Genomic DNA, 25,597 nt, shown 5'->3' with positions numbered 1-25,597 from the left:
CCCCGGGCTGGGGCTTTCCGGTCCCCGGTTACCGGCAGTAGGGGTATCCGCGCGAGGGCGGCTCGGCCCGCTGGTGAAAGATGTCCTCCGCGTCACGTTGGGCAGACGGCGGCGACGCCTGCCGGCGCGGCCGGACGGCGAAGCGGCAGCACCGGGAGCAGTGAGTCGTATGGAATTCGGTGTCCTGGGGATGACCGAGGAAGCAGAACGCGTCTACCGCGCGCTGGTGGGCCATCCGCGATCCTCGTCCGCGGACCTGGCCGAACTCTGCGGGATGCCCCCGACCTCCGTGGGGCGTCTGCTGTCGGCGCTGGTGGACGACGGTCTGGCCACCCGCACCGCCGGTCGTCCGCCGCGCCACACGGCGAACGCGCCGGACGTCGCCGTCAGCACGCTCATCCAGCAGCGCGAGCAGCAGCTCCACGAGGCCCGGGTCGAGGTGCAGCGCCTGATGACGGCGCACCGGGAGGCCACCCGGATCAGCCACCCCGACCTGGCCGTCGAACTCCTCACCAGCCGCGACGAGGTCAGCGCCGCGGTACAGCGGCTGACCGCCCACGCCCGCCGGGAGCTGCGCGCGTTCGACTGCCCGCCGTACGTGGACCGCCCGGGCAGCAACCTCGATGAGCAGTTCGAGAGGCAGCGCCGCGGCGTGGCCCACCGGGTGATCTACGACCGGCAGGCGGTGGCCTGGCCCGGCAGACTGCACCAGGACATCGTGCCGAGCATACGAGCGGGCGAGCAGGCCCGTATCCGCACCGAACTGCCGCTCAAGCTGCTGATCATCGACAGCGGAGCGGCGGTGGTCCCCTTCAGTCTCGCGCCCGGCGGGCAGACGGCGGCCTATCTGGTGCACGACTCCCCGCTGCTGGTGGCTCTGGAGTCGCTCTTCGAAGCGCACTGGGAACGTGCGGTGCCCCTGGTGGCCCCCGGCTCCGAGCCCGGCACGGCCACCGGTCCCACGACGGACGGCGCCTCCGGAGCCCCGGACGAGGAGACCCGCACGCTGCTGGAACTCCTGGCCTCCGGCCTCACCGACGCGGCCATCACCCGCGCCCTGGGCTGGAGCGAACGGACCACACAGCGGCGCATCCAGCGACTGATGGGCCGCCTTGACGCGACCACCCGGTTCCAAGCGGGCCTCGCGGCCGCACGACGCGGGTGGTTGTGAACCGTCCCGTCCGGCCGTCGGGCCGTCGGCCTGGTTCCTGGGGGCGATGAGCGCGGCGCGACAGCCGGTGTCCGCACCCGCAGGGTGACCCCGGTCCGGCACCGGCCGAAGCGCCCCGGAGCAGCGGCATGGCGCTGCCGGCGTCCATACGCGAGCAGGCCACGGCCGGTGTCGCAACCGGCGCGCGCCCGCGGAAACGCCGGACAAGCATGCCGGTCCGAACCGCCGCATCCCACGTCACGCCCGGTGCGGCCCCGGCGACTCATGGCGCCCGGAAAGGTACGCCGTGCGTCCGCATGGTGACCCGGAGTCGCTGTTGTGGGTACGGCCCGCACGGAGAGCTCCCGGAACCCGTCGAAAACGATTCCGCAGCGGCGAAGCCCTCTGCCTTCGTACAGGCTGGGAGGTGGAGGTGGTTTGCCGTGGCCGGTGACATGCCGCGGATGATCGTGGACAGCGGGCACGCAGCGGTGCCGTGGAGCCATCAGGCGGAGCAGCTGAGGGGGCACCCGGCCGGCGAGGTGGTCGGGCACTGGGCGCCCGGCCTGGTCGGCCCTCTCCCGGCGCCCGGCGGTGCCGGCCCGGAGAGCGGCGGGCGGACCGGCCCGCGTCCTGGTGCGGGCGGACCTCGCCGCGGCGGCCTGCGCGTACGGCCTGCGCTGCGGCGGGAAGGTCCGGTGGCGCCCGTGGTCCGTACGGACCCGGGAGACAATCCCCCGCCCATGGGCACGGCCGCTCTGCCGGTCCCCTGCGGGATGTGCGAGGGACGGTGGTCGTCGTGGCGGATGTGACACCTCAGGAGAGGGCGCACCGCGCGGTGAGGGCCCTCGATGCCGTGCGGGAGCGGGTGGGGCGTTCGCTGGATGTGGTGGCCAACTGCCGGGAGCTGGTGGACGCGTTGGTCCCCGGGTTCGCCGAGGTCGCCGTGGTCGAGGTGGTGGAGCCCGTGGTGCGCGGAGAGGAACCGCCGCTGAGCCCGCTGGGCCGGGATGTACCGCTGCGCCGGGTCGCCTGCAGGCACAGCGGCGGTGAACAGCAGATCTGGGCGCATCCGGTGGGGGATGTCCGCGCCCTGCCGTTCCCGACCCCGTATGCGCAGGCACTGGCCGATCTCAAGCCCCGTAGGGCAACCCTTGGCCCCGGCTCACCCTGGCTGGCCGCCGATCCCGCGCGTGCCAGGGCGACCCTCGTATCCGGCGCGCGGGCCCTGCTCGCCGCGCCGCTGACGCTGCGCGGAACGGTCCTCGGGCTGCTGAGCCTCTACCGCATCCAGCCATCGGACTGTTTTGAGGACTACGAGGTCACCCTCGCCCTTGAACTCGCCACGCACACCGCCCTGAGCATCGACAACGCCCGGCGCTACACCCGCGAGCACACCATCGCCTCGGCCCTGCAGCGCCAGTTGCTCCCTCCCGCTCCGGTGGCGCAGACAGCGGTCGAGACCGCCGGCCTGTATGTGGCCGACGAGCGGGGGGCAGGTGGCTGGTCCAACGTCTATCCCCTGCCAGGCGCCCGCACCGCCCTGGTGATCGGCGAGGTCGCAGGCCACGGCATCCACACCGCCACCACCATGGGCCAGCTGCGGACCGCCATGCGGGCGCTCGCCGCACTCGATCTGGACCCCGACGAACTCCTCGCCCGGCTCGACGACACCACCGCCGGCCTCGCCCAGGAACGCAAGGCGCTGCCACCCGGCGACCCCCTGCACAGCGAGCCGCTCAGCGCCACCTGCCTGTGCGCGGTGTACGACCCGTTCACCCACATATGCACGATCGCCTCCGCAGGGCATCCACCACCCGTTCTCGCCGGTCCCGACACCACCCCGCGAGAGCTCGAACTGTCCGTCGGTGCACCCCTCGGCACCGAAGAAGGCCCCCCGTTCGCGGCCACCAGTGTCACCCTGGCCGAGGGAGGCGTCCTCGCTCTGTACACGGCCTCGCTGCCCGCCGCAGCACAGCATCAGGACGGCACTCAGCACCCGCAGCCTCTCCTTCACGCGCTCGCCGACCCGGACCGGCGTCTGCAGGACCTGTGCGACGACGTCCTGTACCGGCTGCGCATGGACGCTCTCGCCGGTGACGCCGTTCTTCTGCTGGCCCGCATCCACAGCTTCCCCGCCGACCGCGTCGCCACCTGGCTGCTGGACGACGAGCCCACCGCCCCCGCCGCCGCGCGTGGGTACGCCCGGCGCCAGCTCGCGGTCTGGGGAGCGGACGAGGACACCACGTACGCCACGCAGGAGATCGTCAGCGAGCTGGTCACCAACGCCCTGCGCTACGGCGCACCGCCGGTACGACTGCGGCTGATCCATGACCACACCCTCACCTGTGAGGTGCACGACTCCAGCGACTCGGCCCCGCGGCTGCGGCACGCCCGGACGGTCGACGAGGGCGGCCGGGGCCTGTTCATCTGCGCCCAGCTCTCGCAGAACTGGGGCATCCGCTACACGGACGGCGGGAAGACGGTCTGGACCGAGCAGTGCCTCACACCTCAGCGCGCGTAGGACCCTCCACGGTGGTGTCCCGGGAAGGGGCGTGTCCGGTTCTACCTGATTCAGGGGTTTGATCCCGGTCGTGGCACGTGGGCCCCTGCATTGCAGGAGAAGGCAGCAGAACCTCCCGACCGTCGGCATGGCGCCCTTCCGGGGCGGGCTGCTCGACATCCAACACCCCCTCAGCCATGCGGATCTGGTCGAACGCGGCTTCCGGCAACCGGAGGAGCGGCCGCTCCTCGCCGCCCTCCCGTGACTCCTTGACGACCAGTTCGGCACGGAGGAGACTCACCACCATCCCCGGACAAAAGTTCACTACGTGAACACAGCCGCCGAACGGAACGGCAAGGAGCCCACCCATGCCCCTGCATCGCGAGCTTCTCATCGGCGGCAAGGACGTGCCCGCCGCCTCGGGTCGGCGGACGGAGGACATCAACCCCTACACCGGTGAGGCGTTCGCCACCGTCGCCGCGGCCGGTCCGGAGGACGTCCGGGCCGCCGTGGACGCCGCCGAGGCAGCCTTTGAGGGCTGGGCCGCGCAGAGCCCCTTCGCCCGGCGGAAGATCTTCCTGGCCGCCGCCGATCTGCTGGAGCGGCACGGTGAGCAGGCGGTGGAACTGATGGCCGGCGAGGTCGGCGGCACCCGCCCGTGGGCGCTGTTCAACGTGGGCCTGGCCGCCGGGATTCTGCGGGAGGCCGCGGCTGCGGTCACCGCCCCGCGCGGCGAGGTGCTGGCCGCCCAGGAGCAGGGCGCGCTCGGGCTGGCCGTGCGTGAACCGGTGGGCGTGGTCGCCGCCTTCTCGCCGTGGAACGCGCCGATCATCCTCGGGGTCCGCTCGGTGGCCGCCGCGCTGGCGGCGGGCAACACCGTGGTACTGAAGGCCAGTGAGGACGCACCGCTGGCCTGCGGGCTGTTCGTCGCGGATGTGCTGCGGGACGCCGGACTGCCGAGCGGTGTGCTCAATGTGATCACCAATGACAGGTCCGACGCGGCGGCGGTCGCCGAGGCGCTGATCGCCGACCCGCGGGTGCGCGCGGTCAACTTCACCGGCTCGACGGGCGTGGGACGAACCATCGGCACCCTGGCCGCCCAGCACCTCAAACCCGCCGTGCTGGAGCTCGGCGGCAAGAACTCCCTGCTGATCCTGGACGACGCGGACGTCGACTACGCGGTGGACGCGGCCGCCTTCGCGGCATTCATGAACTCCGGTCAGATCTGCATGTGCGCCGACCGCATCCTGGTGCACGAGTCACTCGCCGAGGAGTTCACCGGCAAGTTCACCGCCAAGGTCGCGGCCCTGCCGAGCGGGGACCCCGGCCTGCCCACCACCGTCATCGGCCCCCTGATCAGCACCGGCTCGGCCCAGCGGCTGGCCGGCCTGGTCGAGGATGCGGTGGCGGCCGGCGCGCGGGTGCTCACCGGCGGCGGCCCGCCCAGGGGCGGGGTCCACCCGGCAACGGTACTCACCGATCTGCCGCAGGACACGGCCCTGCACCAGGCCGAGGCCTTCGGCCCGGTCGTGGCCGTCGACACCTTTGCGGACGACGACGAGGCCGTCGCGCTGGCCAACGACACCGAGCACGGGCTCAGCTGCGGCATCATCACCGAGAACGGCACCCACGGACTGAAGCTCGCCCGGCGGATCCGCACCGGCATCGTCCACATCAACGACCAGTCGGTCGCGGACGAGCCGCAGGCCCCCTTCGGTGGCTTCGCCGCCTCCGGCTACGGCAGGTTCGGCGGCCGCTGGGGCATCGAGGCGTTCAGCAACACCCGGTGGGTGACCCTCGCCACCGAACAGGCCCACTTCCCCTTCTGACGGCCCCCGGTGTGCTGCACACCCGGGACCGCACCGCCGCACACGCGGCCGTCGGGCGACGGACCACCGGAGCCCGGCGGCGCCCAGCGGACAGGCGATCCCGGGCGAGCAGCACCGGACCCGCCCCGGCCGGGGCGACAACCCCGTCGACCGTCCGGCCGGGGTGCATTCCCGCGGCCGCCGGATGCATCGCCCAGCAATGGTCAAGATCCAATGAGCAAAATCGTCAACAATCTGCGTGACAACTCTTGCGCCAACTTTCCCCCGGCCTACTGTCCACTGTCCACGCACATGCAGCCGCACTCGACGTCCCTCGGCAGCGGACAGCCCGCCAAGCGCGGCCCGGCCCGAGAAGGCTTCGACGTTATGCGAAGAATTGGGGACTGCCTTGTCCACTCCGCTGTCAGCCCCCGGGCAACCGGGCACCGTACCGGGGCAGAAATCCCGTCACACCACCCTGAACCTGGCGACCATCGTGGCCGTGGGCTTCGCGGTGTGCCTGGCGCAGATAGGCCTGGCCGTGCCGGCGACCCTCAACGGCACCTTCCAGACGGTGCTGCACCCCACCGGTGCATCACAGCTCGACTGGATATCCGACTGCATTCTGCTGCCGATCGCGGCGCTCGAGCTCACCTTCGGTGTACTGGGCGACCTGTTCGGCCGCAAGCGGCTGCTGGTCGGCGGCTCGCTGGTGCTGCTGGTCGGAGAGGTGATCTCCAGCGCCTCCACCGGCGTCGTGCAGATGTACATCGGCCAGTTCATCGCCGGCCTGGGCTCCGCGGCGCTGTTCCCGACCACGCTGGCGATCATCGCGTCGGGGAGCCGCACCCACGCCGGCCGGGCGCGCATGATCGCGCTGTGGGCGGCGCTGCTGTCCTTCGGCAACTTCATCGCCCCGATGCTCGGCGGTCTGACCGCCACCTACGCCAATTGGCGGCTCGCCTTCTGGATCATCGCGATCCTGGCCGCGATCGTCGCCGTGTTCAGCCAGGTCTTCGCCGAGGACTCACGTTCTCCCGAGGGCCGCTCCCTGGACATGCCGGGTCAGATCACCGTCGGCCTCGGACTGTTCGCCCTGCTCTACGCGGTCATCGAGGGCCCGACGGCCGGCTGGGGAAGCCCGACCATCATCGTCAGTTTCGTGCTGGCGGCGGCCCTGCTGGTGGCGTTCGTGGTCGTCGAGACCAGGGTCGCCAACCCGCTGCTGCGGATGGACCTCTTCAAGAACCGCGCCTTCGCACTCGCCGCGGCCGTCACGGTGGTCGGAATGTTCTCCTTCCTGGGCACCGCCTACGCGATCAGCATCCGGATGGAGGTCATCCAGCACCAGAGCGCGATCCGGACCGCAGTGGCGTTCATCCTCCTGAGCGGACTGGCCATCTTCCTGTTCCCACTGACCTCCTTCATGATGTCCCACTGGCAGCCGCGCTGGATTCTGACTCTGGGCTTCGCACTGATGGGCGTCGGCGAGTTCCTGGCCTCCCGGATGCCGATCACCGACACCGCGCTGACCACGATCATCGTGCCGATGGGCCTGGTGGGTATCGGCTTCGCCTTCGCGGTCTCCTCGGTGACGGCGACCGTGGTGAACACCGTGCCGCCCAAGCTGGCCGGCATGGCGGCCGCGACCACCAGCATGGTGCGCGACTTCGGATTCGCCATGGGGCCGGCGGTGATCGGCGCGATCGCGCTCAGCAAAGCCGGGACGCTGTTCAACTCCGCGGTCGACGCGGACTCCTCACTGTCCGCCATCAAGGCGGCAGCCGAGGGAGCCGGCCCGGTGGTGGTCAACTCGGTGCCGCCGGCCGAGGCCATCAGCAAGGCCGCCTCGCATGCGGTCCCGGCACTGGACAGCGGTTACTCGCTGGGCTTCCTCATCGTCTCGATCGCCGCGCTGCTCTGCGCGGTCACCACTGCACTCTTCCTGGGCGGGAAGAGCGAGCAGGAGGCGGAGATCGCCATGATCGAGCACGGCCAGGACGCAGCCGTCGCCTGACCGCGGACGTCCCCGGCCTCCTCCGTCCAGAGCCTTCCGCCACGGTCGGCGGCACCAGCAGCGCGCATGACCCGCTGTACGGTGCCGCCGGCCGCCGCGTTTTCAGCCGCGGTCGGCAGAGCCTGCGGCCGTACGGAGGCCTCGATGACCGTCTGACTCACCATCAGCGGCGGGCCAGGCAGGACTGGTTGCCGTGTTCGGTGGTCACCGACCGGTCGGCGGCGGGGAATCGGCGCAGGCCGGGCTCATCATGTCGCGAAAACTTAGACCAATATTGTTGACAATTATTGAGCCCGGGGTCGAGAGTGAGAGCCAGGGTCGCGCCGGTGCCGTCCGGCGAACCGATGCCCGCGCGTGTCCCCGCGCCCGCCGCATCAAGAGAGGTTGCAATGACTGACAGCACTCACGCCGCACCCGCCGGACCCCTGCTGGTGATCAGCGCCCACGCGGGCGACTTCGTCTGGCGCGCGGGCGGCGCGATCGCCCTGACCACCGCGGCGGGCGAGCGGGCCAAGGTGGTCTGCCTCAGCTTCGGCGAGCGCGGAGAGTCGGCACGTGCCTGGCGCGAGGGCCGGAACCTGGAGGAGATCAAGGCGATCCGCCGCAAGGAGGCCGAGAAGGCGGCGGCCGAACTGGGCGCCGAGATCGAGTTCCTGGACGCCGGGGACTACCCGCTGGTGGAGTCGCAGCAGTTGGTCGACCGGCTCGTACACATCTACCGCGAAGTCGAACCTGCCGTGGTGCTCACCCATACGCTGTCCGACCCCTACAACGGCGATCACCCCGCTGCCGCCCGGATGGCTCTCCAGGCCCGCATCCTGGCCCAGGCCGTCGGCTACGACGCACCCGGCGAACCGCTCGGCGCCCCCCCGGTCTTCTTCTTCGAGCCGCACCAGCCCGAGCAGTGCGACTTCAAGCCGGACACCCTGCTGGACATCACACCCGTCTGGGAGCGCAAGGCCCAGGCGATGACCTGCCTGCCCGCGCAGCGGCATATGTGGGACTACTACACCGACCTGGCCAAGCGGCGCGGGGTCCAGCTCAAGCGCAACGCCGGCCCCAACCTCGGGCTCCCGGCCGACTGCCAGGCCGAGGCCTTCGTCCGCCTCTACCCGCAGACCACCGGGGTACTGGCATGACCCGGCCGCAGCATGTCGTGGTCACCGACCCGCCTCGCGCGAAGGGCGAACTGGTGGACCGGCTGGCCGGGTTCGGCGTGTCCACCGTGCATGAGGCGCTGGGCCGCACCGGCTACCTCGGCCCCGCCATCCGCCCGGTCCATCTCGGTTCACGCATCGCCGGAACAGCGGTCACCGTCCTCTCATGGCCCGGCGACAACCTGATGATCCATGTCGCGGTCGAGCAGTGCCGCCCGGGCGACGTGCTTGTGGTGGCCACCACCTCGCCCTCCACGGACGGCATGTTCGGCGAGCTGTTCGCGACCGCCCTGCAGCGCCGCGGCGTACGCGGCCTGGTCACCGCCGCCGGGGTGCGCGACGTGGCGGAACTCCATGCCATGGGCTTCCCGGTCTGGTCGGCCGCCGTCTCCGCCCAGGGCACGGTCAAGGCCACTCCCGGATCCGTCAACGTCCCCGTCACCGTCGGCGGGCAGCTGATCCGGCCGGGCGACATCGTGCTGGCGGACGACGACGGCGTCATGGTCGTCGCCCGGGAGAACGCCGAGCAGGCCGTCGCCGCCGCACAGGCCCGCACCGAGAAGGAAGCCGCCTCGCGCGAGGCCTTCCTCCGCGGCGAACTGGGCCTGGACCGCTACGGCCTGCGGGAGAAGCTGGCCGGGTTCGGCATCCAGTACCTGTCCTACGACCAGTACCGGCAAAGCTGAGGCGGGGTCATGAGCCGGACGTCGTCCGGGGTGCGCTGCATGCTGATGCGCGGCGGCACCTCCAAGGGCGCCTACTTCCTGGCCGGGGACCTGCCGGCGGACCCGCGCGACCGCGACCTGCTGCTGCTGCGGATCATGGGCACCCCGGACCCGAGGCAGATCGACGGCGTCGGTGGCGCGCACCCGCTGACCAGCAAGGTCGCGGTCGTCTCCGCGTCAGCCGTCGAGGACGCCGATGTCGACTACCTCTTCCTGCAACTGGGCGTGGACGACGCCACCGTCTCCGACCGGCAGAACTGCGGCAACCTGCTGGCCGGCGTCGGACAGTTCGCCGTCGAGCGGGGGCTTGTGGCGGCTGGTCCGGCGGAGACCGCCGTTCGGATCCGCATGGTCAACTCCGGGAGCCTGGCCACCGCCCGCTTCCCCACCCCGAACGGCGTGGTCGACTACACCGGGGCCGCCGCCATCAGCGGCGTTCCCGGCACCGCCGCCCCGGTCCTGCTCGACTTCGCCGGCACCGAGGGGTCCACCTGCGGCAGCCTGCTGCCCACCGGCAAGCTGCGCGACCGCATCGACGGCATCGAGGTCAGCTGCCTCGACAACGGCATGCCCGTCGTCCTCGCCGGCGCCGCCGACCTCGGCATCACCGGCTACGAGACACCCGAGGAGCTGAACGCCAACACGGTCCTGCTGGAGCGCATCCAGTCGCTGCGGCTGCAGGCCGGCGAGCTGATGGGCCTCGGCGACGTAGGCGAGACCCCGGTGCCCAAGACCACCCTGGTCGCCCCCGCGCGCAACGGCGGCGCGATCGCCACCCGCACCTTCATCCCGCTGCGGCCGCACGCCTCCATCGGCGTCCTGGGTGCCGTCACGGTCGCCACCGCCCTGCTGCTGGACGGCGCGATCGGCCACGACCTCGCCCGGCTGCCGGCCCCCGGAGAGCCGCTGGGCATCGAGCACCCGACCGGCCGCCTGGACGTGACCGTCGATCTGGACACCACCGGGCCCGCCCCGCACGTCGTCCGCGCAGGCCTGCTCCGGACCGCCCGCAAGCTGTTCGACGGCACCGTCTTCCCCCGCGCCTACTGACCCCCGACACAAGGACGCCCCGCCATGGCCCCCCTGCACGAGATCGCCCACCTCGCCCATGTCGAACTGCTCACCCCCCGGCCCGAGGAGAGCCTGGACTTCTTCACCCGGATCATGGGCCTGACCGAGAACGGCCGCGAGGGCGACTCCGTCTACCTGCGCACCTTTGACGACTACCAGCACCACTCCCTCAAGCTGACGGCACATCACACCTCCGGGATCCGGCGCACCGGCCTGCGCGCGAGCAGCCAGGAGGCGCTGGAACGGCGGGTGAAGGCGATCGAGGAGGCCGGCCTCGGCGACGGGTGGCGAGACGGCGACCCCGGCCTGGGCCCCACCTATCTCTTCCGCGACCCGGACGGCCATGAGATGGAGCTGCACTGGGAGTCGGAGTGGTACGAGGCGCCCCCGGAGCTCGCCCCCTCGCTGAAGAACCAGCCGCAGCGCTACCCGGGCAACGGCTTCACCGTCCGCCGCCTCGACCACGTCAACTTCCTGGCCGCACAGGTGGAACCGACCACGGACTTCGTGCGCGATGCGCTCGGGGCGATGCCGACCGAACAGATCCGCCTCGACAGCGGAGTGATCGCGGCACGGTGGCTGACCTTCAGCAACAAGTCCTACGACATCGTCTACACCAACGACTGGACCGGTAGCCGGGGCCGGCTGCACCACATCGCCTTCGCCACCGACACCCGCGAGGACATCCTGCGGGCAGCCGACCAGTTCCTGGAGAACGGCGTCTTCATCGAGACCGGCCCGCACAAGCACGCCATCCAGCAGACCTTCTTCCTGTACGTGTACGAGCCCGGCGGCAACCGGATCGAGCTGTGCAACCCGCTCACCCGGCTGGTGCTCGCCCCGGACTGGAGACTCGTCACCTGGACCGAGGCCGAGCGCGCGAAAGGCCAGGCCTGGGGCCTGAAGACGATCGAGTCCTTCCACACGCACGGCACCCCGCCGATCGGGGCGGCCGGCGGCAATGGGGTCCAGTAGGATGCGACCGTTAATGACAATATTGTCGCCAATCTCTACGATCTCCAAGGTGTGAGCCATGGCCGCGAGCGCAGCCGCAGGCGGGGCGGAACCCTCGACCACCGTGGTCGACGCCATCCGCGACGCCATCACCACCGGGGACTTCGCGCCGAACCAGCGACTGGTGGAGGCCGAGCTCTCCGAGCAGTTCGGCGCCAGCCGCGCCGCGGTGCGCAACGCCCTGATGCAGCTGACCACGGAAGGCCTCGTCGAGCGGATCCAGAACCGCGGCGCGCGGGTCCGGGCCATCTCCCTCGACGAGGCCGTCGAGATCACCGAGGTCCGCATGGCTCTGGAGAGCCTCTGCGCCGCGAAGGCCGCCGAGCACGCCACGGACGACGACCATGCCCGACTGCGCGCCCTCGGTGACCGGATGCAGGAGGCGGTGGCGGCCGGCGATGTCCTCGGCTACTCCGAACTCAACCGCCGGCTGCACGCGTTGGTCCTCGCGATCAGCGGCCAGCGCACCGCCTGCGCGGTGCTGGAGCGGCTGCACGGCCAGAACGTCCGCCACCAGTTCCGGCTGGCCATGCACCCCGGCCGCCCGAACGTCTCCCTCCCCCAGCACCTCGCCGTCATCGACGCCGTCTGCGCCGGCGACCCGGACGCCGCGGAGGCGGCCATGCGCACCCACCTCCGCTCGGTGGTCGAAGCCCTCCCCCAGGTCGAGAAGGCCCGCACCACCTTGCGCTGACCACCCTGCGCTGACCACCCTGCGCTGACCACCGAACCGGCCGCCCTCGCCGCTGCTCGACGCCCGGACTGCGGCAGCCTGCGCAGCAGCGGGCGTCCACCGGACCGGGGGGCCGGGCCGTACGGGACGGGGCTGCCGGCCCCGCACCTACTCGATGGTCAGCCCGGCGTAGTTCCCGGCCAGTTCGGCAGCCGCATGCGGGGAGGCGGCGATACGGTCCAGCTGGGAGATCTGCAGACGGGTCTCGAAGTCGCTCTGCCCCGGGTCGGTGTGCAGGGTCGTGGTCATGAAGTACGAGAAGTGCTCGGCCCGCCACACACGCCGCAGACAGGTGTCCGAGTAGGCGTCGAGCAGCTCGGCCGAGCCCGTGTCCTGGAGACGGGCGAAGGCCCGCGCGAGCACCACCACGTCGGAGACCGCCAGGTTCAGTCCCTTGGCTCCGGTCGGTGGCACGATGTGCGCGGCGTCCCCGGCCAGGAAGACCCGGCCCCAGCGCATGGGCTCGGTGACGGAACTGCGCATCGGCAGTACGGCCTTGGAGGTGATCGGGCCGCGCTCCAGCCGCCAGCCCCCGTCGAGAGCGAAGCGGGCGTCCAGCTCGTCCCAGATGCGCTCGTCCGGCCAGTCGGCGGGGTCGGTGCCGTTGGCCACCTGGAGATACAGACGGCTGACCGTGGTGGAACGCATGCTGTGCAGGGCGAAGCCGCGCGGCGAGTGGGCGTAGATCAACTCGTCGCAGGAGGGCGGGACGTCGGCGAGGATGCCGAACCAGGAGTAGGGGTAGACCCGCTCGAAGGTGCGGCAGGCACCGTCCGGTATCGCCTTGCGGGTGACGCCGTGGAATCCGTCGCAGCCCACGACGTAGTCACAGCTCAGGGTCTTGTCCTGACCCTGGTGGGTGTAGTGGACGACCGGCCGGTCGGTGTCCGCTCCGGCGACCGCCGTCACCCGGGCTTCGAACAGCAGGGGGGCGCCGCCCGCCGTCTGCAGGGCGATCAGATCCTTGACCACCTCGGTCTGGGCGTACACCCACACCCGGCGGCCGCCGGTGAGGGCCGGGAAGTCGATGCGCTGCGCGCGGCGGTTCCAGCGCAGCTCGATCCCGTCGTGGACCAGGCCCTCGCGGTCCAGCCGCTCCGCGGCGCCGGACCCGCGCAGCACATCGACCGTGCTCTGCTCGAGGATGCCGGCGCGCTGGCGCTGCTCGACATAGGCGCGGTCGCGGCTCTCCAGGACGACGCAGTCGATGCCGGAGTTGTGCAGCAGCCGGGCGAGCAGCAGCCCTGCGGGGCCGCCCCCGATGATGCCGACGGTGGTGTGGTCCATGGCGGTTACTTCTCTTCTTCGAGGATGCGGTTCGCAATGGCGAAGGCGGCGTTGGCTGCGGGCACACCGCAGTAGACGGCCGACTGGAGCAGGACCTCGCCGATCTCGTCGGGGGTGAGGCCGTTGCGGCGGGCGGCCCGCACATGCATCGCCAGTTCCTGGTGGTGGCCGCCGGCCACCAGGGCGGTGAGGGTGATGCAGCTGCGGGTCCTGCGGCTGAGTCCGGGCCGGGTCCAGATCTCGCCCCAGGCGTAGCGGGTGATGAAGTCCTGGAAGTCGGCGGTGAGCCGGGTGGTGCGGGCGACCGAGGCGTCGACGTGCTCGTCGCCGAGTACGGCCCGGCGTACGGCCATGCCCGCGCTGTGCCGGGAGGCGTCGGCGGCGGGCGGTGCGGTCTGCGCCGTGAAGTGGCCGGCCAGTGCGGCCAGCACGGGCGCCGGGCGTTCGACATTGGCCAGGTGCGCGGCGTGCGCCACTTCGGTCAGTGCCGCCCCGGGGATGCCGTCGGCCAGCTCGCGGGCGTGCGCGACCGGGGTCGCGGGGTCGTCGCGGCCTGCCACGACCAGGGTCGGTGCGGTGATGCGCGGCAGTTCGGCACGCAGGTCGTAGGCGGCCAGTGCGTCGCAGAGCGCGGCATAGGACTCGGGTGCGGTCGTGGACAGGTCCTCCACCAGGTCCTGGGCCGCCGGGGTGGTGGCAGAGGCGGGGGTGAACCAGCGGCCGGCGGCGGTGGCCGCGACCGGGCCGGTGCCGTCGGCGCGGACCAGCGCGGCGCGGTCCCGCCAGCCCTGGGGCTCGCCGAAGCGGGCGGAGGAGCAGAGGACCGCCAGTGAGTCGATCCGCTCGGGGTGGTGGACGGCGAGCCAGAGGCCCACGGCGCCGCCGAGTGAGATGCCCGCATAGCCGAAGCGGTCGATGCCGAGCGCGTCCGCGAGGTCGAGGACCAGGCGCCCGAGGTCGGCGACGCCTCCTCCGGCAGGGAGGAGGTCGCCGGGGGATTCGCCGTGGCCGGGCAGGTCCCAGCGGATCACCCGGTGGGTGCGGGCCAGGGCCGGGGTCTGCGGGTCCCATACGGCGAGCGAGGTGCCGAGTGAGGGGCCCAGGATCAGCGGTGGGGCGGAGTCCCGGCCGTCCACACGGTGGTGCGGCAGGCGTCGCGCGGGAGCGGATGTGCTCATGCGGTCTCCTCGTGCTCGTGGTGCGGTGTGGCCCGCAGGCGGTGGGATGCGGGCGGCTCGCAGGCCGGCGGCCACCGCGTCTGCGGGGGTGTCCTCGGGTCGGGTGCGCGGCGCGGTGACCCCATCTGACGCTACGTCAGATCGGTTGGGGCAGGGCTGCGCCCGGCCGGCGCAGGGCGCGGTCCACCAGCGCGCCCGCGGAGCCTGTGTAGTGCGTGGGATCGGTCAGTTCGCGCAGCCGGTCCTCGGGGAGCGCTCCGGCGACGGCGGGCTCCTCCAGCAGGGCTTCGTCCAGCTCCATGCCCTGCTCGACGGCCCGGCGGGAGGCCCGGGAGAGCGCCTGCCGGGCCTCGTCGCGGCCGATCAGGGCGGCCAGCACCGCGGCCAGCCGCTCGCTGACGATCAGCCCCTCGGTGGCGTCGAGGTTGTCCCGCATCCGGTGCGGGTGGACGCGCAGCCCCTCGGCCAGTTCGGCTGCGTCCCGGGCGGCGCCGCCGGTCAGACGCAGCGCCAGACGCAACGGCTGCCACTCGGCGTGCCAGGCGCCGGCCGGGCGTTCGTCCTCGGCGGCGAGGGATCCGTAGAGCACCGAGGCGAGGGCGGGCAGCTGCCTGGCAGCGGCGGCGATCAGGGTGGCGCGTACCGGATTGGCCTTGTGCGGCATGGCGGAGGAGCCTCCCCCACTGCCCTCGCTCAGCTCTGCGGTCTCGGTGCGGGAGAGCAGCAGCACATCGGCGGCGAGCTTGCCGAGCGCCCCCGCGGTGAAGGCGAGGGCGCCGCCCAGGTCGGCGACGGGGGTGCGCAGGGTGTGCCAGGGCAGGGCGGGCTCGGCCAGTCCGGTCTCGGCGGCGTAGGCGGCGAGCAGGGCCGGGCCGAGGCGGGCGTCGGCAGGTGCGCCGTCGGCCTCGGCGAAGGCATGGAAGGCGGCGAGGGTGCCTGCGGCGCCGCCGAGTTGGGCGGGCAGCGCCGTACGGACGGCGGCCAGGCGGTCCTGGGCGTCCAGCACCAGTGAGCGCCACCCTGCGGCCTTGAGGCCGAAGGTGGTGGGCACGGCGTGCTGGGTGAGGGTGCGTCCGGCGACGAGGGTGTCGCGGTGCTCGGCGGCGAGCCGGGCCAGGGCGTCGGCGGTGCGGGCGAGGTCGGCGAGGACGATGTCCAGGGCGCGGGCCGCGACCAGCATGGCGGCGGTGTCCAGGATGTCCTGGCTGGTGGCGCCGCGGTGCACCTGGGCTGCGGCCCGGCTGTCGTGCTCGGCGACGGCGGCGGTGAGGTCGGCGACCAGCGGGATGACCGGGTTGCCGCCGGATCGGGCGCGCAGCGCCAGATCGCGGACGTCGTAGCGGTCGGTGCGGGCGGCGGCCGCCGTGACGGCCTGCGCGGCTTCGGCCGGGGCGAGGCCCAGTGCGGCCTGGGCCCGGGTGAGTGCGGCTTCGGCGTCGAGCATGGCGCGGACGTAGGCGGCGTCGCCGGTGGCGGCTTCGACCGGGGACCCGGCCTGCCCGGGGGCGAGCAGGCCCAGGTCCTCGGCGGGGTCAGTCGAAGGCAAGGAAGACCGTCTCCTCGTGCTCTCCGTCGCCCTGCAGGCGGATGTCGAAGCGGTGGATCCGCTCCCCGTCCGGCTCGGCGAGGAGGGTGGCGCGGCGCCGGGGTTCCAGCGAGGCCAGCAGCGGGTCGGCCGCGGGGTCTGCCGCGCCCGGCAGATAGATCCGGGTGTGCAGGTGGTGCAGCAGTCCGCGGGCGAAGACGATCAGCGAGAGGTAGGGGACGCCGCCGGGCGGCAGTGTGGTCAGCTCGTAGTGGCCGTCCGCGTCGGTGGAGATCCGGCCGAAGCCGGTGAAGGCGGTGCTGCTGCGGCCGATGACCGCGCCGGTGACGGGGTCGCGGCGCAGCGAGCCGGGGGCGCCGCGGCGGGAGCCGTCGGGGGCGGGCTGCCAGATCTCGATCAGGGCGTCGGGGACGGGCGCTCCGGCGCCGTCGTGGACATGGCCGTGGACGGTGATGGCGTCGGGGTGCCCGGCGGGGGCGAGTTCGCCTCCCCTGGCGAAGGGCAGCGCATAGCCGTAGAAGGGGCCCACGGTCTGCGAGGGGGTGGGCGCCGGGCCGGAGGGGCGGGGGGCGGCCTCCGCGCCCGGGGCGGTGGCGGTCGACGGGTGGGACATCAGCGGCCCTCCTCGGTCCAGGTGGCGGCCGGGCCGTCGAGGACGATGTCCCAGCGGTAGCCGAGCGACCATTCGGGGGTGGACAGGTCGTGGTCGTAGGTTGCGACGAGCCGCTGCCGGGCGGCGTCGTCGGTGACGGACTGCAGGATGGGGTCGTGGGCGAAGAGCGGGTCTCCCGGAAAGTACATCTGGGTGACCAGGCGCTGGGTGAAGGCGTTGCCGAAGAGGGAGAAGTGGATGTGGGCGGGGCGCCAGGCGTTGACGTGGTTGCGCCAGGGGTAGGCCCCGGGCTTGACGGTGACGAACGCGTAGCCGCCCTGGTCGTCCGTCAGGCATCGGCCGACGCCGGTGAAGTTGGGGTCGAGCGGGGCGGGGTGGTCGTCGCGCTGGTGGGCGTAGCGGCCGGAGGCGTTGGCCTGCCAGACCTCGACGAGCTGGCCGCGTACCGGGCGGCCGGCGCGGTCCAGGACCCGGCCGGTGACCCTGATCCGTTCGCCGAGCGGCTCGCCCTGGTGTTGGCGGGTGAGGTCGTGGTCGAGGGCGGTGACATCGGTGACGCCGAAGACCGGGCCGGACAGCTCGACGGCCTCGGGATCGTGCAGGGGAACCAGCGGCTGCTTGGGGTGGCGCAGCACGCTGCTGCGGTAGGGGGCGTAGCCGCGGTCGGGGTGGCTGCGTTCGGGGGCCCCGGCGGCCACAGCCTTGGCGTAGGCCTCGCGCTCCTCGGCGATCTCCGCGGAGACCCTGCCCTGGGTGAGGGGGGTGGACATACCGGTTTTCCTACCTTTCCAGTACCAGGGCGAGGCCAGCACCGCCATCCGGGCGACATTGCGGTTCTCCTCGCCGGCGCCGTTGGCGTTGCCGAAGAAGACGTCGTCGATCCGGGCGGGGTCCAGCCGGGGCGTCCGGTCCAGCAGGGACCGCAGCACTCCGGCGGCCAGGTTGTCGGGGCGCACCGCGGACAGGGCGCCGCCGTACTTGCCGACCGGGGTGCGGACGGCGTCGACGATGTAGACGTCGCGCAGCCGGCGGGTCATCGCGGGTTCCCCTCGATGACTGCGGCGGTGCGGACCGGGGCGGCGGTCTGCCGCCGGATCTCCTCGGCGGTGACTCCGGGGGCGGTCTCCACCAGGACCAGGCCGTCGTCGGTGACGTCCAGCACGCCGAGGTCGGTGATGATCCGGTCGACACAGCGGCGCCCGGTGAGCGGCAGGGTGCACTCCTGGACGATCTTCGGGCTGCCGTCCTTGGCGGTGTGGGTCATGGTGACGATGACCCGGCGGGCCCCGTGCACCAGGTCCATGGCGCCGCCGATGCCGGTGACCATCCTGCCAGGGACGGCCCAGTTGGCGAGGTCCCCTGCGGCGGAGACCTCCATGCCGCCCAGGACGGCGGTGTCGATGTGGCCGCCGCGGATCATCCCGAAGGAGAGCGCCGAGTCGAAGTAGGAGGCGCCGGGCAGGACGGTGACGGTCTCCTTCCCGGCGTTGATCAGATCCGGGTCGACCTCGTCCTCGTAGGGGAAGGGCCCGGTGCCGAGGATGCCGTTCTCCGACTCCAGGACGACCTGGACACCGTCGGGGAGGTGGTTGGGGATGAGGGTGGGCAGCCCGATCCCGAGGTTGACGTACTCGCCGTCGTGCAGTTCGCGGGCCGCGCGGGCGGCCATCTCGTCCCGTGTCCAGGCCATCAGGCCGGCACCTCCCTGACCGTGCGCTTCTCTATCTTCTTCTCCGCGACCTGCTCGGGAGTGAGCGCCACCACGCGCTGGACGAAGATGCCCGGCAGATGGACCTGGTCCGGGTCGATGGCGCCCGGTTCGACCAGTTCCTCGACCTCGGCGACGGTGATCCGCCCGGCCATGGCCGCCAGCGGGTTGAAGTTGCGGGACGACTTGTTGAAGACCAGGTTGCCGTGCCGGTCCCCCTTTGCCGCCCGCACCAGCGCGAAGTCCGTGGTGATGCCCCGCTCCAGGACGTACTCCACGCCGTCGAACTCCCGGGTCTCCTTGGGCGGGGAGGCCAGTGCGACGCCGCCCTGGCCGTCGTAGCGCCAGGGCAGACCGCCGTCGGCGATCTGGGTGCCGACTCCGGCCGGGGTGTAGAAGGCGGGGATGCCGCAGCCCCCGGCGCGCAGCCGCTCGGCGAGCGTGCCCTGCGGGATGAGCTCCAGCTCCAGTTCGCCGCTCAGGTACTGGCGGGCGAACTCCTTGTTGCCGCCGATGTAGCTGCCGGTGACACGGGCGATCCGGCCTGCGGCGAGCAGGACGGCGAGGCCGGAATCCATTGCGCCGCAGTTGTTGGAGACCACGCTCAGCCCGCCGACGCCGGTGCCGTACACCGCCTCGATCAGCGCGGTCGGCACACCGCTGAGGCCGAAGCCGCCGACCGCCAGCGATGCTCCGTCCGGGATGTCTGCCACGGCCTGTGCGGCCGAGGCGACCACCTTGTCCATTCGCCCGCCTCCGTCTGTTCGCGGAGTGAACTTAAGTTCACAATCACCGGCGATTCTGATCCTCTGCGCCTGCTGTGTCAACGCCCCGGGACGGTACGGTTCCCGGGAGATTCCGCCACGCTGGAGCACCCATGACATCTCTCGACGACGACGCGGCGCCTCCGCCGCCGGAGGCCGTGGGCCCCCTGATCCGGGGGCTCGCCGTCCTGCGCGAGCTCGCGGCGGCAGCCGACGGACGGCGCTCGGCAAGCGATCTCGTACGAGCCACCGGCCTTGCCCGCTCCACCGTCGACCGGGTGGTCAGCACCCTCGCCCGCACCGGATATCTGCGACCCGAAGGCCGGGACGCCGTCCTCACCCCCCGGGTCATGGAGCTGGGGAACGCCTATCTCTCCGCCAGCCGCCTGCCCGACCGGCTGGGACCGCTCGCCGACGCCCTGGCCGACGCCCTCGACGAGTCGGTGTCCATCGCCGTACCGGACCGGGACGGCGTCCGCTTCGTCCACCAGGCGACCCGGCGGCGCGCGATGTCCCTGACCTTCCGGATCGGCGACCTGCTCCCCGCCGAACGCGGTGCACCCGGAGCACTGTTCGCCACCGGCTGGGACGAGGACGCCTGGCAGCGCTGGCGGGCCCGGCGGGCAGCCGACCCCCGGGACAGCGGCTTCCCCGCCCTGCGCAGCGGCGACGGCAGCTGCGCCGCCTCCTTCAGCAGCCGTACGGCCACCGCCGCCGAACACGGCTGGTCACTCGACGACCAGCTGATCGAACCCGGACTGATCGCCATCGCCGTACCGGTGCCGGACGCCGAAGGCCGCCCGGTCTGCGCCGTCAGCGTGGTCAGCCACACCAGCAGGCACAGCGCCGAGTCACTGCGCGACGCCGTACTCCCCCGGCTGCGGGAGGCCGTCGGGGCGATGGCCGAGGCGCTCACCCCGCCCGCCGCACCCCCGCCCTCCCCTGCCGGCACCACCCCGCCGGCCGCCTGGACCCGCGCCTCCAAACAGGAGCTCGGCCCCGAGTTCGTGGAGTCCCTGGCCCGGGGCATGACGGTGCTCACCGCCTTCGGCGAGGGACGCGAGGAGCTTCCGCTGACCGCCGTCGCCGAGGCCACCGGCCTGGCCCGCGCCACCGCCCGGCGCTCCCTGATCACCCTTGCGCACCTGGGCTATGTCACCTCCAGCGGCAGGCTCTTCCGGCTCACCCCGCACGTCCTGGAGCTCGGCTACGCCCATCTGTCCCGGCTGACGCTCCCCCAGATCGCCCAGCCGCACCTGGCAGAGCTGGTGGAACGGGTGCATGACTCCGCCTCCATGGCCGTACTCGCCGGCGACCAGATCCAGTACGTGGCAAGGATCCCCACCGTCCGGATCATGAGCGTCAACATCACCGTCGGCACCCGCTTCCCCGCCCATGCGACCTCCATGGGCCGGGTGCTGCTCGCCGGACTGCCCGCCGAGGAGCGCACCGCGCTCCTCGCACAGAGCACACCGGAGCAGCTCACCCGTCACACCGTCACCGACAGGGGGCAGCTCTCCGAGCTCCTCGACCGGACCGCCGAGGACGGCCACGCCATGGTCAGCGAGGAGCTCGAGGAGGGGCTGCGGTCCGTGGCGGTCCCGGTGCGGGACCGGGACGGCCGGGTGGTGGCGGCCGTCAATGTCTCCATGCACGCCAGCCGCCGCACGGTGGAGCAGTCCCGTACCGAACTGCTGCCGCCGCTGCGCGAGGCCGCCGCCCGGATCGAGGCCGATCTGCATGTGGCGGGGCGCTACGTCCGCATCCCCTCGGCCTGAGGACCTGCCCCAGGGACCGCGCCACCCGCACACGCCGCACGGGCCGACTCCGGCTGGTCGGCCGCGAGGTCCGGGGCGGCGGCGGGCCGGGCGGTCCCGGGCTGCCGCGGACCGCTCCCGGCGGCCGGTCGAACACCGAGATCGCGGAGGATCTCTTCATCACGGTGGCCACCGCCAAGTCGCACGTCTCACGGCTGTTCACCAAACTGGGCGCCCGGGACCGGGTTCAGCTGGTGATCACCGCCTATGAGATGGAGCTGGTCAAGCCGTCTCGCTGAGCGGGGGGAATCCGCGCCGCGTCCTTCCCCCACGGCCACAGGGCAGCGTCGCAGCAGCTGGGCATCGGGGCGCGGGATGGCTCGACACCGGCTCGGCATCGGCGAGTTCGGCTTCGGCTTCGGCTTCGGCTTCGGCTATGAACGGCTGGCGGCAGCAGGTCAACGAATGCCGGACGAAGTTGAGGCGCTGAATCTGCTCAGGGTCCAGACGGCAACGAGATCGAGCATCATCAGGGTGATCGCCCACAGCGGGTAGTACGGAACAAACATGAACTGGGTGACCAGGCTCACCGCACCCAGCGCGATACCGGCCCCTCTGCCCCAGCTCCTGCCGGCCAGGACGCCCACACCCGCAGCGATGAGTGCGATCCCGATCACCACATGGATCCAGCCCCAAGCCGTCAGATCGAACTGGTAGGCATACTGGGACGAGGCGAAGATGTTGCTCCGGGCGATTCCGGCGGCGCCCATGAGAATGCTCAGCGTGCCGCTCAGCTCCAGCGCCAGGCCACCAAAAAGGTAAGGGCCTGTCACCCAGCCGGTGTCGGTCGATGCCGGACGCTGGCGCATCCCGCCGGGTGGCGCGGACATGAGCACTCCCCTCTCCGGGCAGAGCAGGCACCGCCGCACACCACCGCGCGGCCGACCGGGTCGCCCTGACCGTCCCAGCCTCGCCCGGCTGCCCGTACATCGCGACCGCAGCGCGCTGTCCAGGTGACAGCCGCGGCAGCAATGAGTTCCCGGCACGAGGTGGCGACGCTGCGGGCTCAAGCCGGGTGTTCAAGTCCCCTGCCTGCGCGTGGCGAGTCCCGGGCAGCGGCGGCTTGCTGCGCCATCGGGGTTACCCGCGCAGGTTCGCTCTGCGCCGTACCGACCGCCTTGATGCGGCGTCGCCGCAGGACCAGTACGCGGTGGAGCAGCCGGCGGCTCCGGACTGCACGTGCAGCGTGGGGTCAGGGCTTGAGGAGTGTCTTGATGGCGCGGCGCTCATCCATGGCCTTGTAGCCCTCGGCCACCTCTTCCAGCGGCAGGGTGAGGTCGAAGACCTTGCCCGGGTTGATCCGGCCCGCCAGGACGCGGTCGATCAGATCGGGCAGGTAGCGCCGGACGGGAGCGGGGCCGCCGCGCAGGCCGACGTGGGAGGAGAACATCTGCTGGCCGTCGATCTGCACACCGTGGGGGACACCGACGAAGCCGACGCTGCCGCCCGGCCGTGCCGAGGACAGCGCCTACTGCATGGACTGGGCGGTACCGACACATTCCAGCACCGCGTCGGCGCCGATCCCACCGGTGAGCTCCTTGATCCGCGCGATGCCCTCGTCACCACGCTCGGTGACGATGTCGGTGGCACCGAACTCCCGGGCAAGCCTCTGCCGGGCCTCGTGGCGGCTCATCGCGTTGATCCGCTCCGCGCCCATCTCCTTTGCGGCGATCACCGCGTACAGGCCCACCGCACCGTCGCCGACCACCACGGCGATGGAGCCGGGCTTGACCTCCGCGGCGTCGGCGGCCCACCAGCCGGTGCCCATGACGTCGCAGACGGCCAGCAGACTGGGCCAGAACTCCTCGCCCGGCACCGTGTCGGCGCCGACCAGGGTGCCCTGGGCATTGGGGATGCGTATGCGGTCGGCCTGGCAGGTACTCAGGAACTCGCGCTCGACGCAGTTGGACTGGAAGCCGTTGCGGCAGTTCGGGCAGGTGTTGTCCGAGGTCGCGAACGAGCCGACGACGAACTGGCCGGGCTTGACGGAGGTGACCGCGCTGCCGACCTGCTCCACGAAGCCGATGTATTCGTGCCCTATCGGGTGTGCCTCGTCGATCGCATCCAGACCGCGGTAGGACCACAGGTCAGAGCCGCACACACAGGTCGCGGCCGTGCGGATGACCGCGTCTCCCGGCTCGAGGATCTCCGGGTCGTCGAGGGTCTCGAAGCGCACATCGCCGGGGGCGTGGATCACTGCTCCGCGCATGAGGGACGTCCTTCCGTGCTCGGGGGCCGGCCGCCGGCACAGCGCCCGTGAGTCGTGGCATACGGGGCGACCATGGGAACGACGCCGCTGTCCGTGGCGTGCGCCCCGGACGGGCACACCCGTCGTGCGGCGCCCTTGCGCCGGGGCCAGAGGTGCCACGCTCTCCAGGTAACCGGTTTTCCGCGCGCTCAGCGAGTTGCCGGCAAGAGGTGTACTCCTCGTACATCCCTCCCTGGCGGGCAGGTCGTTCCTCACCTCCGGGCGCGCAGAGATCACCCCGGAACGGGCCGGACCGCCCGCCGGGTCGCCCGCGCCTGCTACGTCGGCGTCCATGCCCCCCAACCGGGCGAACCTCGCCCGCTTCGCCCTTCTCGGAGTCGTCGGTACGGACCCGGCAGGCGCTGGAGAACGCCGACGGGGCGGCATACGCCGACGCCGTGTCGGAGTACGCCGCCCTGGAGCGGGACGAGCTGCCGGCCTCTACTTCGGGTCGCGGCTGAACTGCGACTTGGACCAGACGTAGCCGAGCACGGACAGTCCCACGCACCAGACCACGGCCAGCCACCCGTTGTTGCCGATCCCGGTGCCGAGCAGCAGGCCGCGAAGCGTCTCGATGGCGGGGGTGAACGGCTGGTACTCGGCGATCGGCTGGAACCAGCCCGGCATCGCATGGACCGGGACGAAGGCACTGGAGATCAGTGGCAGGAAGACCAGCGGCAGCGCGTTGTTGCTGGCCGCCTCGGCGCTGGGGCTGATCATGCCCATCCCGACGGCGATCCAGGTGAACGCCAGGGCGAAGAGCACCAGCAGTCCGAATGCTGCCAGCCACTCCAGGAGGCCGGCATCGGTGGACCGGAAGCCGATGGCCACGGCGACGGCGCCGACGAGGACCACGCTCATGATTGCCTGCAGCACGCTGCCGATGACATGTCCGATGAGCACGGAACCGCGGTGGATCGCCATCGTGCGGAACCGGGCGATGATGCCCTCGGTCATGTCGTTGGAGACGGAGACGGCTGTGCCGACCAGAGTGCTGCCGATGGTCATCAGCAACAGGCCCGGGACGAGATAGGCGACGTACTCCGAGCGGTCAGCGCCCCCTCCCCCGATGCCTGCGCTCATCACGTCGCCGAAGACATAGACGAACAACAGCAGCAGGACGATCGGCGTGAGCAGCAGGTTCAGGGTGAGGGACGGGTAGCGCCGGGCGTGCAGGAGGTTGCGGCGCAGCATGGTGGACGAGTCGCGGACGGCGAGGGAGAGGGAGCTCATCGGACGGCCTCCTTGGGCTGGTTCGGCTGGTTCGGCTGGGTGGGCACGGTGGAGCCGGTGAGGGCGAAGAACACGTCGTCGAGGTCGGGGGTGTGCACGGTCAGCTCGTCGGCCTCGATGCCTGCGGAGTCCAGCCGGTCGAGGATGGAGCGCAGCTCGCGCTGGCTGCCGTCGCTGGGGATCTGGAGCGCGAGGGCTTCGTCGTTGTGGGCGGCGTCGCGCAGGGCGGCGGCTGCGGCCTGGTAGGCGGCGGGGTCGGTGAAGCGGAGTTGGACGTGTCCGCCGGGGATGAGCCGCTTCAGTTCCTCGGCGGTGCCTTCGGCGGCGATCCTGCCGTCGTGGAGCACTGCGATGCGGTCGGCGAGTTCGTCGGCCTCGTCCAGGTACTGAGTGGTGAGGAAGACGGTGACGCCGCCGGAGACCAGCTCGCGGATGATCTGCCACATGGTGTGACGGCTGCGCGGGTCGAGGCCGGTGGTCGGCTCGTCGAGGAAGATGATCCGCGGGTCGCCGACCAGCGTCATGGCGATGTCGAGGCGGCGCTTCATGCCGCCGGAGTAGGTGGAGACGGGCTTTGCCGCGGCCTCCACCAGGTCGAAGCGCTCAAGGAGTTCGGCGGCTACGCGCCGCCCCTCGGACTTGGGGAGGTGGTGCAGGTCCGCCATGAGGAGCATGTTCTCCTCGCCGGTGATCAGGCCGTCGACGGCGGAGAACTGCCCGGTGACGCCGATCGCGGCCCGCACCCCGTCCGGGGAGGTGGCGACGTTGTGACCCGCGACCTGGGCCTGGCCGCCGTCGGCGGAGATGAGCGTGGACAGGATCTTCACAGCGGTGGTCTTGCCGGCGCCATTGGGGCCGAGCAGCGCGAACACGGACCCGGCCGGAATGCACAGATCGATGCCGTCGAGCACGGTCTTGTCGCCGTACGACTTGCGCAGACCGATGGCGGAGACAGCGGCGGGCGACTGCGGACCGCCACCCTGCCTGGGCGTGGGCATGACAGACGAAGGCATGGAGCCCTCCCG

General features: G+C 71.9%; 20 protein-coding genes and 2 pseudogenes. 11 read left to right on the top strand and 11 right to left on the bottom strand.

Annotated elements, in window-relative coordinates; genetic code table 11:
• Positions 1 to 169 precede the first annotated feature (169 nt).
• The 9 genes from AB0761_RS35085 to AB0761_RS35045 all read left to right on the top strand — a co-directional run bounded on the left by AB0761_RS35085 (position 170) and on the right by AB0761_RS35045 (position 12,139).
• Positions 170 to 1,171 (top strand): winged helix-turn-helix transcriptional regulator, encoded by a 1,002-nt coding sequence (locus AB0761_RS35085; RefSeq protein ID WP_377273302.1) that lies wholly within the window; start codon positions 170 to 172, stop codon positions 1,169 to 1,171.
• Positions 1,172 to 1,949: 778 nt separating this feature from the next.
• The gene (locus tag AB0761_RS35080; RefSeq protein ID WP_377273301.1) at positions 1,950 to 3,674 is read left to right on the top strand and encodes a SpoIIE family protein phosphatase; all 1,725 of its coding nucleotides are present in this window, start codon (positions 1,950 to 1,952) and stop codon (positions 3,672 to 3,674) included.
• A gap of 347 nt (positions 3,675 to 4,021) precedes the next feature.
• A complete protein-coding gene (locus AB0761_RS35075) occupies positions 4,022 to 5,482 on the top strand; it encodes an aldehyde dehydrogenase family protein (protein WP_377273300.1) in 1,461 nt (486 codons plus the stop codon).
• A 388-nt stretch (positions 5,483 to 5,870) separates the two neighbouring features.
• Positions 5,871 to 7,478: an MFS transporter gene (locus tag AB0761_RS35070; protein ID WP_377273299.1), complete on the top strand. Its 1,608-nt coding sequence runs from the start codon at positions 5,871 to 5,873 to the stop codon at positions 7,476 to 7,478.
• A gap of 389 nt (positions 7,479 to 7,867) precedes the next feature.
• A complete protein-coding gene (locus tag AB0761_RS35065) occupies positions 7,868 to 8,617 on the top strand; it encodes a PIG-L deacetylase family protein (protein WP_377273298.1) in 750 nt (249 codons plus the stop codon).
• Positions 8,614 to 9,321, top strand: coding sequence for a 4-carboxy-4-hydroxy-2-oxoadipate aldolase/oxaloacetate decarboxylase (locus AB0761_RS35060; RefSeq protein ID WP_377273297.1), 708 nt, complete (start codon positions 8,614 to 8,616; stop codon positions 9,319 to 9,321). The genes AB0761_RS35065 and AB0761_RS35060 overlap by 4 nt, the downstream gene beginning before the upstream one ends.
• A 9-nt stretch (positions 9,322 to 9,330) precedes the next feature.
• Positions 9,331 to 10,410, top strand: a complete 1,080-nt coding sequence (locus AB0761_RS35055; protein WP_377273296.1) for a 4-oxalomesaconate tautomerase — start codon at positions 9,331 to 9,333, stop codon at positions 10,408 to 10,410.
• Positions 10,411 to 10,434: 24 nt separating this feature from the next.
• Positions 10,435 to 11,406, top strand: a complete 972-nt coding sequence (locus AB0761_RS35050; RefSeq protein ID WP_377273295.1) for a catechol 2,3-dioxygenase — start codon at positions 10,435 to 10,437, stop codon at positions 11,404 to 11,406.
• Positions 11,407 to 11,464: 58 nt separating this feature from the next.
• Entirely contained in the window at positions 11,465 to 12,139 is a 675-nt protein-coding gene (locus AB0761_RS35045) for a GntR family transcriptional regulator (protein WP_377273294.1), read from the top strand.
• Between the two features lie 147 nt (positions 12,140 to 12,286).
• On the opposite strand, the gene AB0761_RS35040 is transcribed toward AB0761_RS35045, so the two are convergent.
• The 7 genes from AB0761_RS35040 to AB0761_RS35010 all read right to left on the bottom strand — a co-directional run bounded on the left by AB0761_RS35040 (position 12,287) and on the right by AB0761_RS35010 (position 19,256).
• Positions 12,287 to 13,465: a 4-hydroxybenzoate 3-monooxygenase gene (locus tag AB0761_RS35040; RefSeq protein WP_377273292.1), complete on the bottom strand. Its 1,179-nt coding sequence runs from the start codon at positions 13,463 to 13,465 to the stop codon at positions 12,287 to 12,289.
• A gap of 5 nt (positions 13,466 to 13,470) precedes the next feature.
• Positions 13,471 to 14,643: a 3-oxoadipate enol-lactonase gene (gene pcaD / locus AB0761_RS35035; RefSeq protein ID WP_377273291.1), complete on the bottom strand. Its 1,173-nt coding sequence runs from the start codon at positions 14,641 to 14,643 to the stop codon at positions 13,471 to 13,473.
• Positions 14,644 to 14,779: 136 nt separating this feature from the next.
• A complete protein-coding gene (gene pcaB / locus AB0761_RS35030; RefSeq protein WP_377273290.1) occupies positions 14,780 to 16,189 on the bottom strand; it encodes a 3-carboxy-cis,cis-muconate cycloisomerase in 1,410 nt (469 codons plus the stop codon).
• Entirely contained in the window at positions 16,176 to 16,802 is a 627-nt protein-coding gene (gene pcaG, locus AB0761_RS35025) for a protocatechuate 3,4-dioxygenase subunit alpha (RefSeq protein WP_377273289.1), read from the bottom strand. The genes pcaB and pcaG overlap by 14 nt, the downstream gene beginning before the upstream one ends.
• The gene (gene pcaH / locus AB0761_RS35020; RefSeq protein ID WP_377273288.1) at positions 16,802 to 17,839 is read right to left on the bottom strand and encodes a protocatechuate 3,4-dioxygenase subunit beta; all 1,038 of its coding nucleotides are present in this window, start codon (positions 17,837 to 17,839) and stop codon (positions 16,802 to 16,804) included. Before pcaH ends, pcaG begins: the two co-directional genes overlap by 1 nt.
• A complete protein-coding gene (locus tag AB0761_RS35015; RefSeq protein WP_377273287.1) occupies positions 17,836 to 18,492 on the bottom strand; it encodes a CoA transferase subunit B in 657 nt (218 codons plus the stop codon). Before AB0761_RS35015 ends, pcaH begins: the two co-directional genes overlap by 4 nt.
• The gene (locus AB0761_RS35010) at positions 18,492 to 19,256 is read right to left on the bottom strand and encodes a CoA transferase subunit A (RefSeq protein ID WP_377273286.1); all 765 of its coding nucleotides are present in this window, start codon (positions 19,254 to 19,256) and stop codon (positions 18,492 to 18,494) included. Before AB0761_RS35010 ends, AB0761_RS35015 begins: the two co-directional genes overlap by 1 nt.
• A 131-nt stretch (positions 19,257 to 19,387) precedes the next feature.
• Here AB0761_RS35010 and AB0761_RS35005 point away from each other — a divergent pair, with 131 nt between their 5' ends.
• Complete coding sequence (locus tag AB0761_RS35005) at positions 19,388 to 21,052, top strand: IclR family transcriptional regulator C-terminal domain-containing protein (RefSeq protein ID WP_377273285.1); 1,665 nt, start codon at positions 19,388 to 19,390, stop codon at positions 21,050 to 21,052.
• A gap of 122 nt (positions 21,053 to 21,174) precedes the next feature.
• A pseudogene (locus AB0761_RS35000) lies at positions 21,175 to 21,330 on the top strand (response regulator transcription factor); the annotation flags it as partial.
• 159 nt (positions 21,331 to 21,489) lie between these two features.
• On the opposite strand, the gene AB0761_RS34995 reads toward AB0761_RS35000, so the two are convergent.
• From AB0761_RS34995 to AB0761_RS34980, 4 genes and pseudogenes are all read right to left on the bottom strand, one after another.
• Positions 21,490 to 21,921, bottom strand: a complete 432-nt coding sequence (locus AB0761_RS34995; protein WP_377273284.1) for a hypothetical protein — start codon at positions 21,919 to 21,921, stop codon at positions 21,490 to 21,492.
• Between the two features lie 362 nt (positions 21,922 to 22,283).
• Positions 22,284 to 23,300, bottom strand: a pseudogene (locus tag AB0761_RS34990) (zinc-dependent alcohol dehydrogenase family protein).
• A 480-nt stretch (positions 23,301 to 23,780) separates the two neighbouring features.
• Positions 23,781 to 24,572, bottom strand: coding sequence for an ABC transporter permease (locus tag AB0761_RS34985; RefSeq protein ID WP_377273283.1), 792 nt, complete (start codon positions 24,570 to 24,572; stop codon positions 23,781 to 23,783).
• The gene (locus AB0761_RS34980) at positions 24,569 to 25,585 is read right to left on the bottom strand and encodes an ATP-binding cassette domain-containing protein (protein WP_377273282.1); all 1,017 of its coding nucleotides are present in this window, start codon (positions 25,583 to 25,585) and stop codon (positions 24,569 to 24,571) included. The genes AB0761_RS34985 and AB0761_RS34980 overlap by 4 nt, the downstream gene beginning before the upstream one ends.
• Positions 25,586 to 25,597: the final 12 nt, after the last annotated feature.

Source organism: Peterkaempfera podocarpi (genome assembly GCF_042466665.1).
Taxonomy (GTDB): Bacteria; Actinomycetota; Actinomycetes; order Streptomycetales; family Streptomycetaceae; genus Peterkaempfera; species Peterkaempfera podocarpi.
The sequence above is the reverse complement of the archived record's forward strand: the minus strand, read 5'-3'. Positions and strand labels throughout refer to the sequence as shown.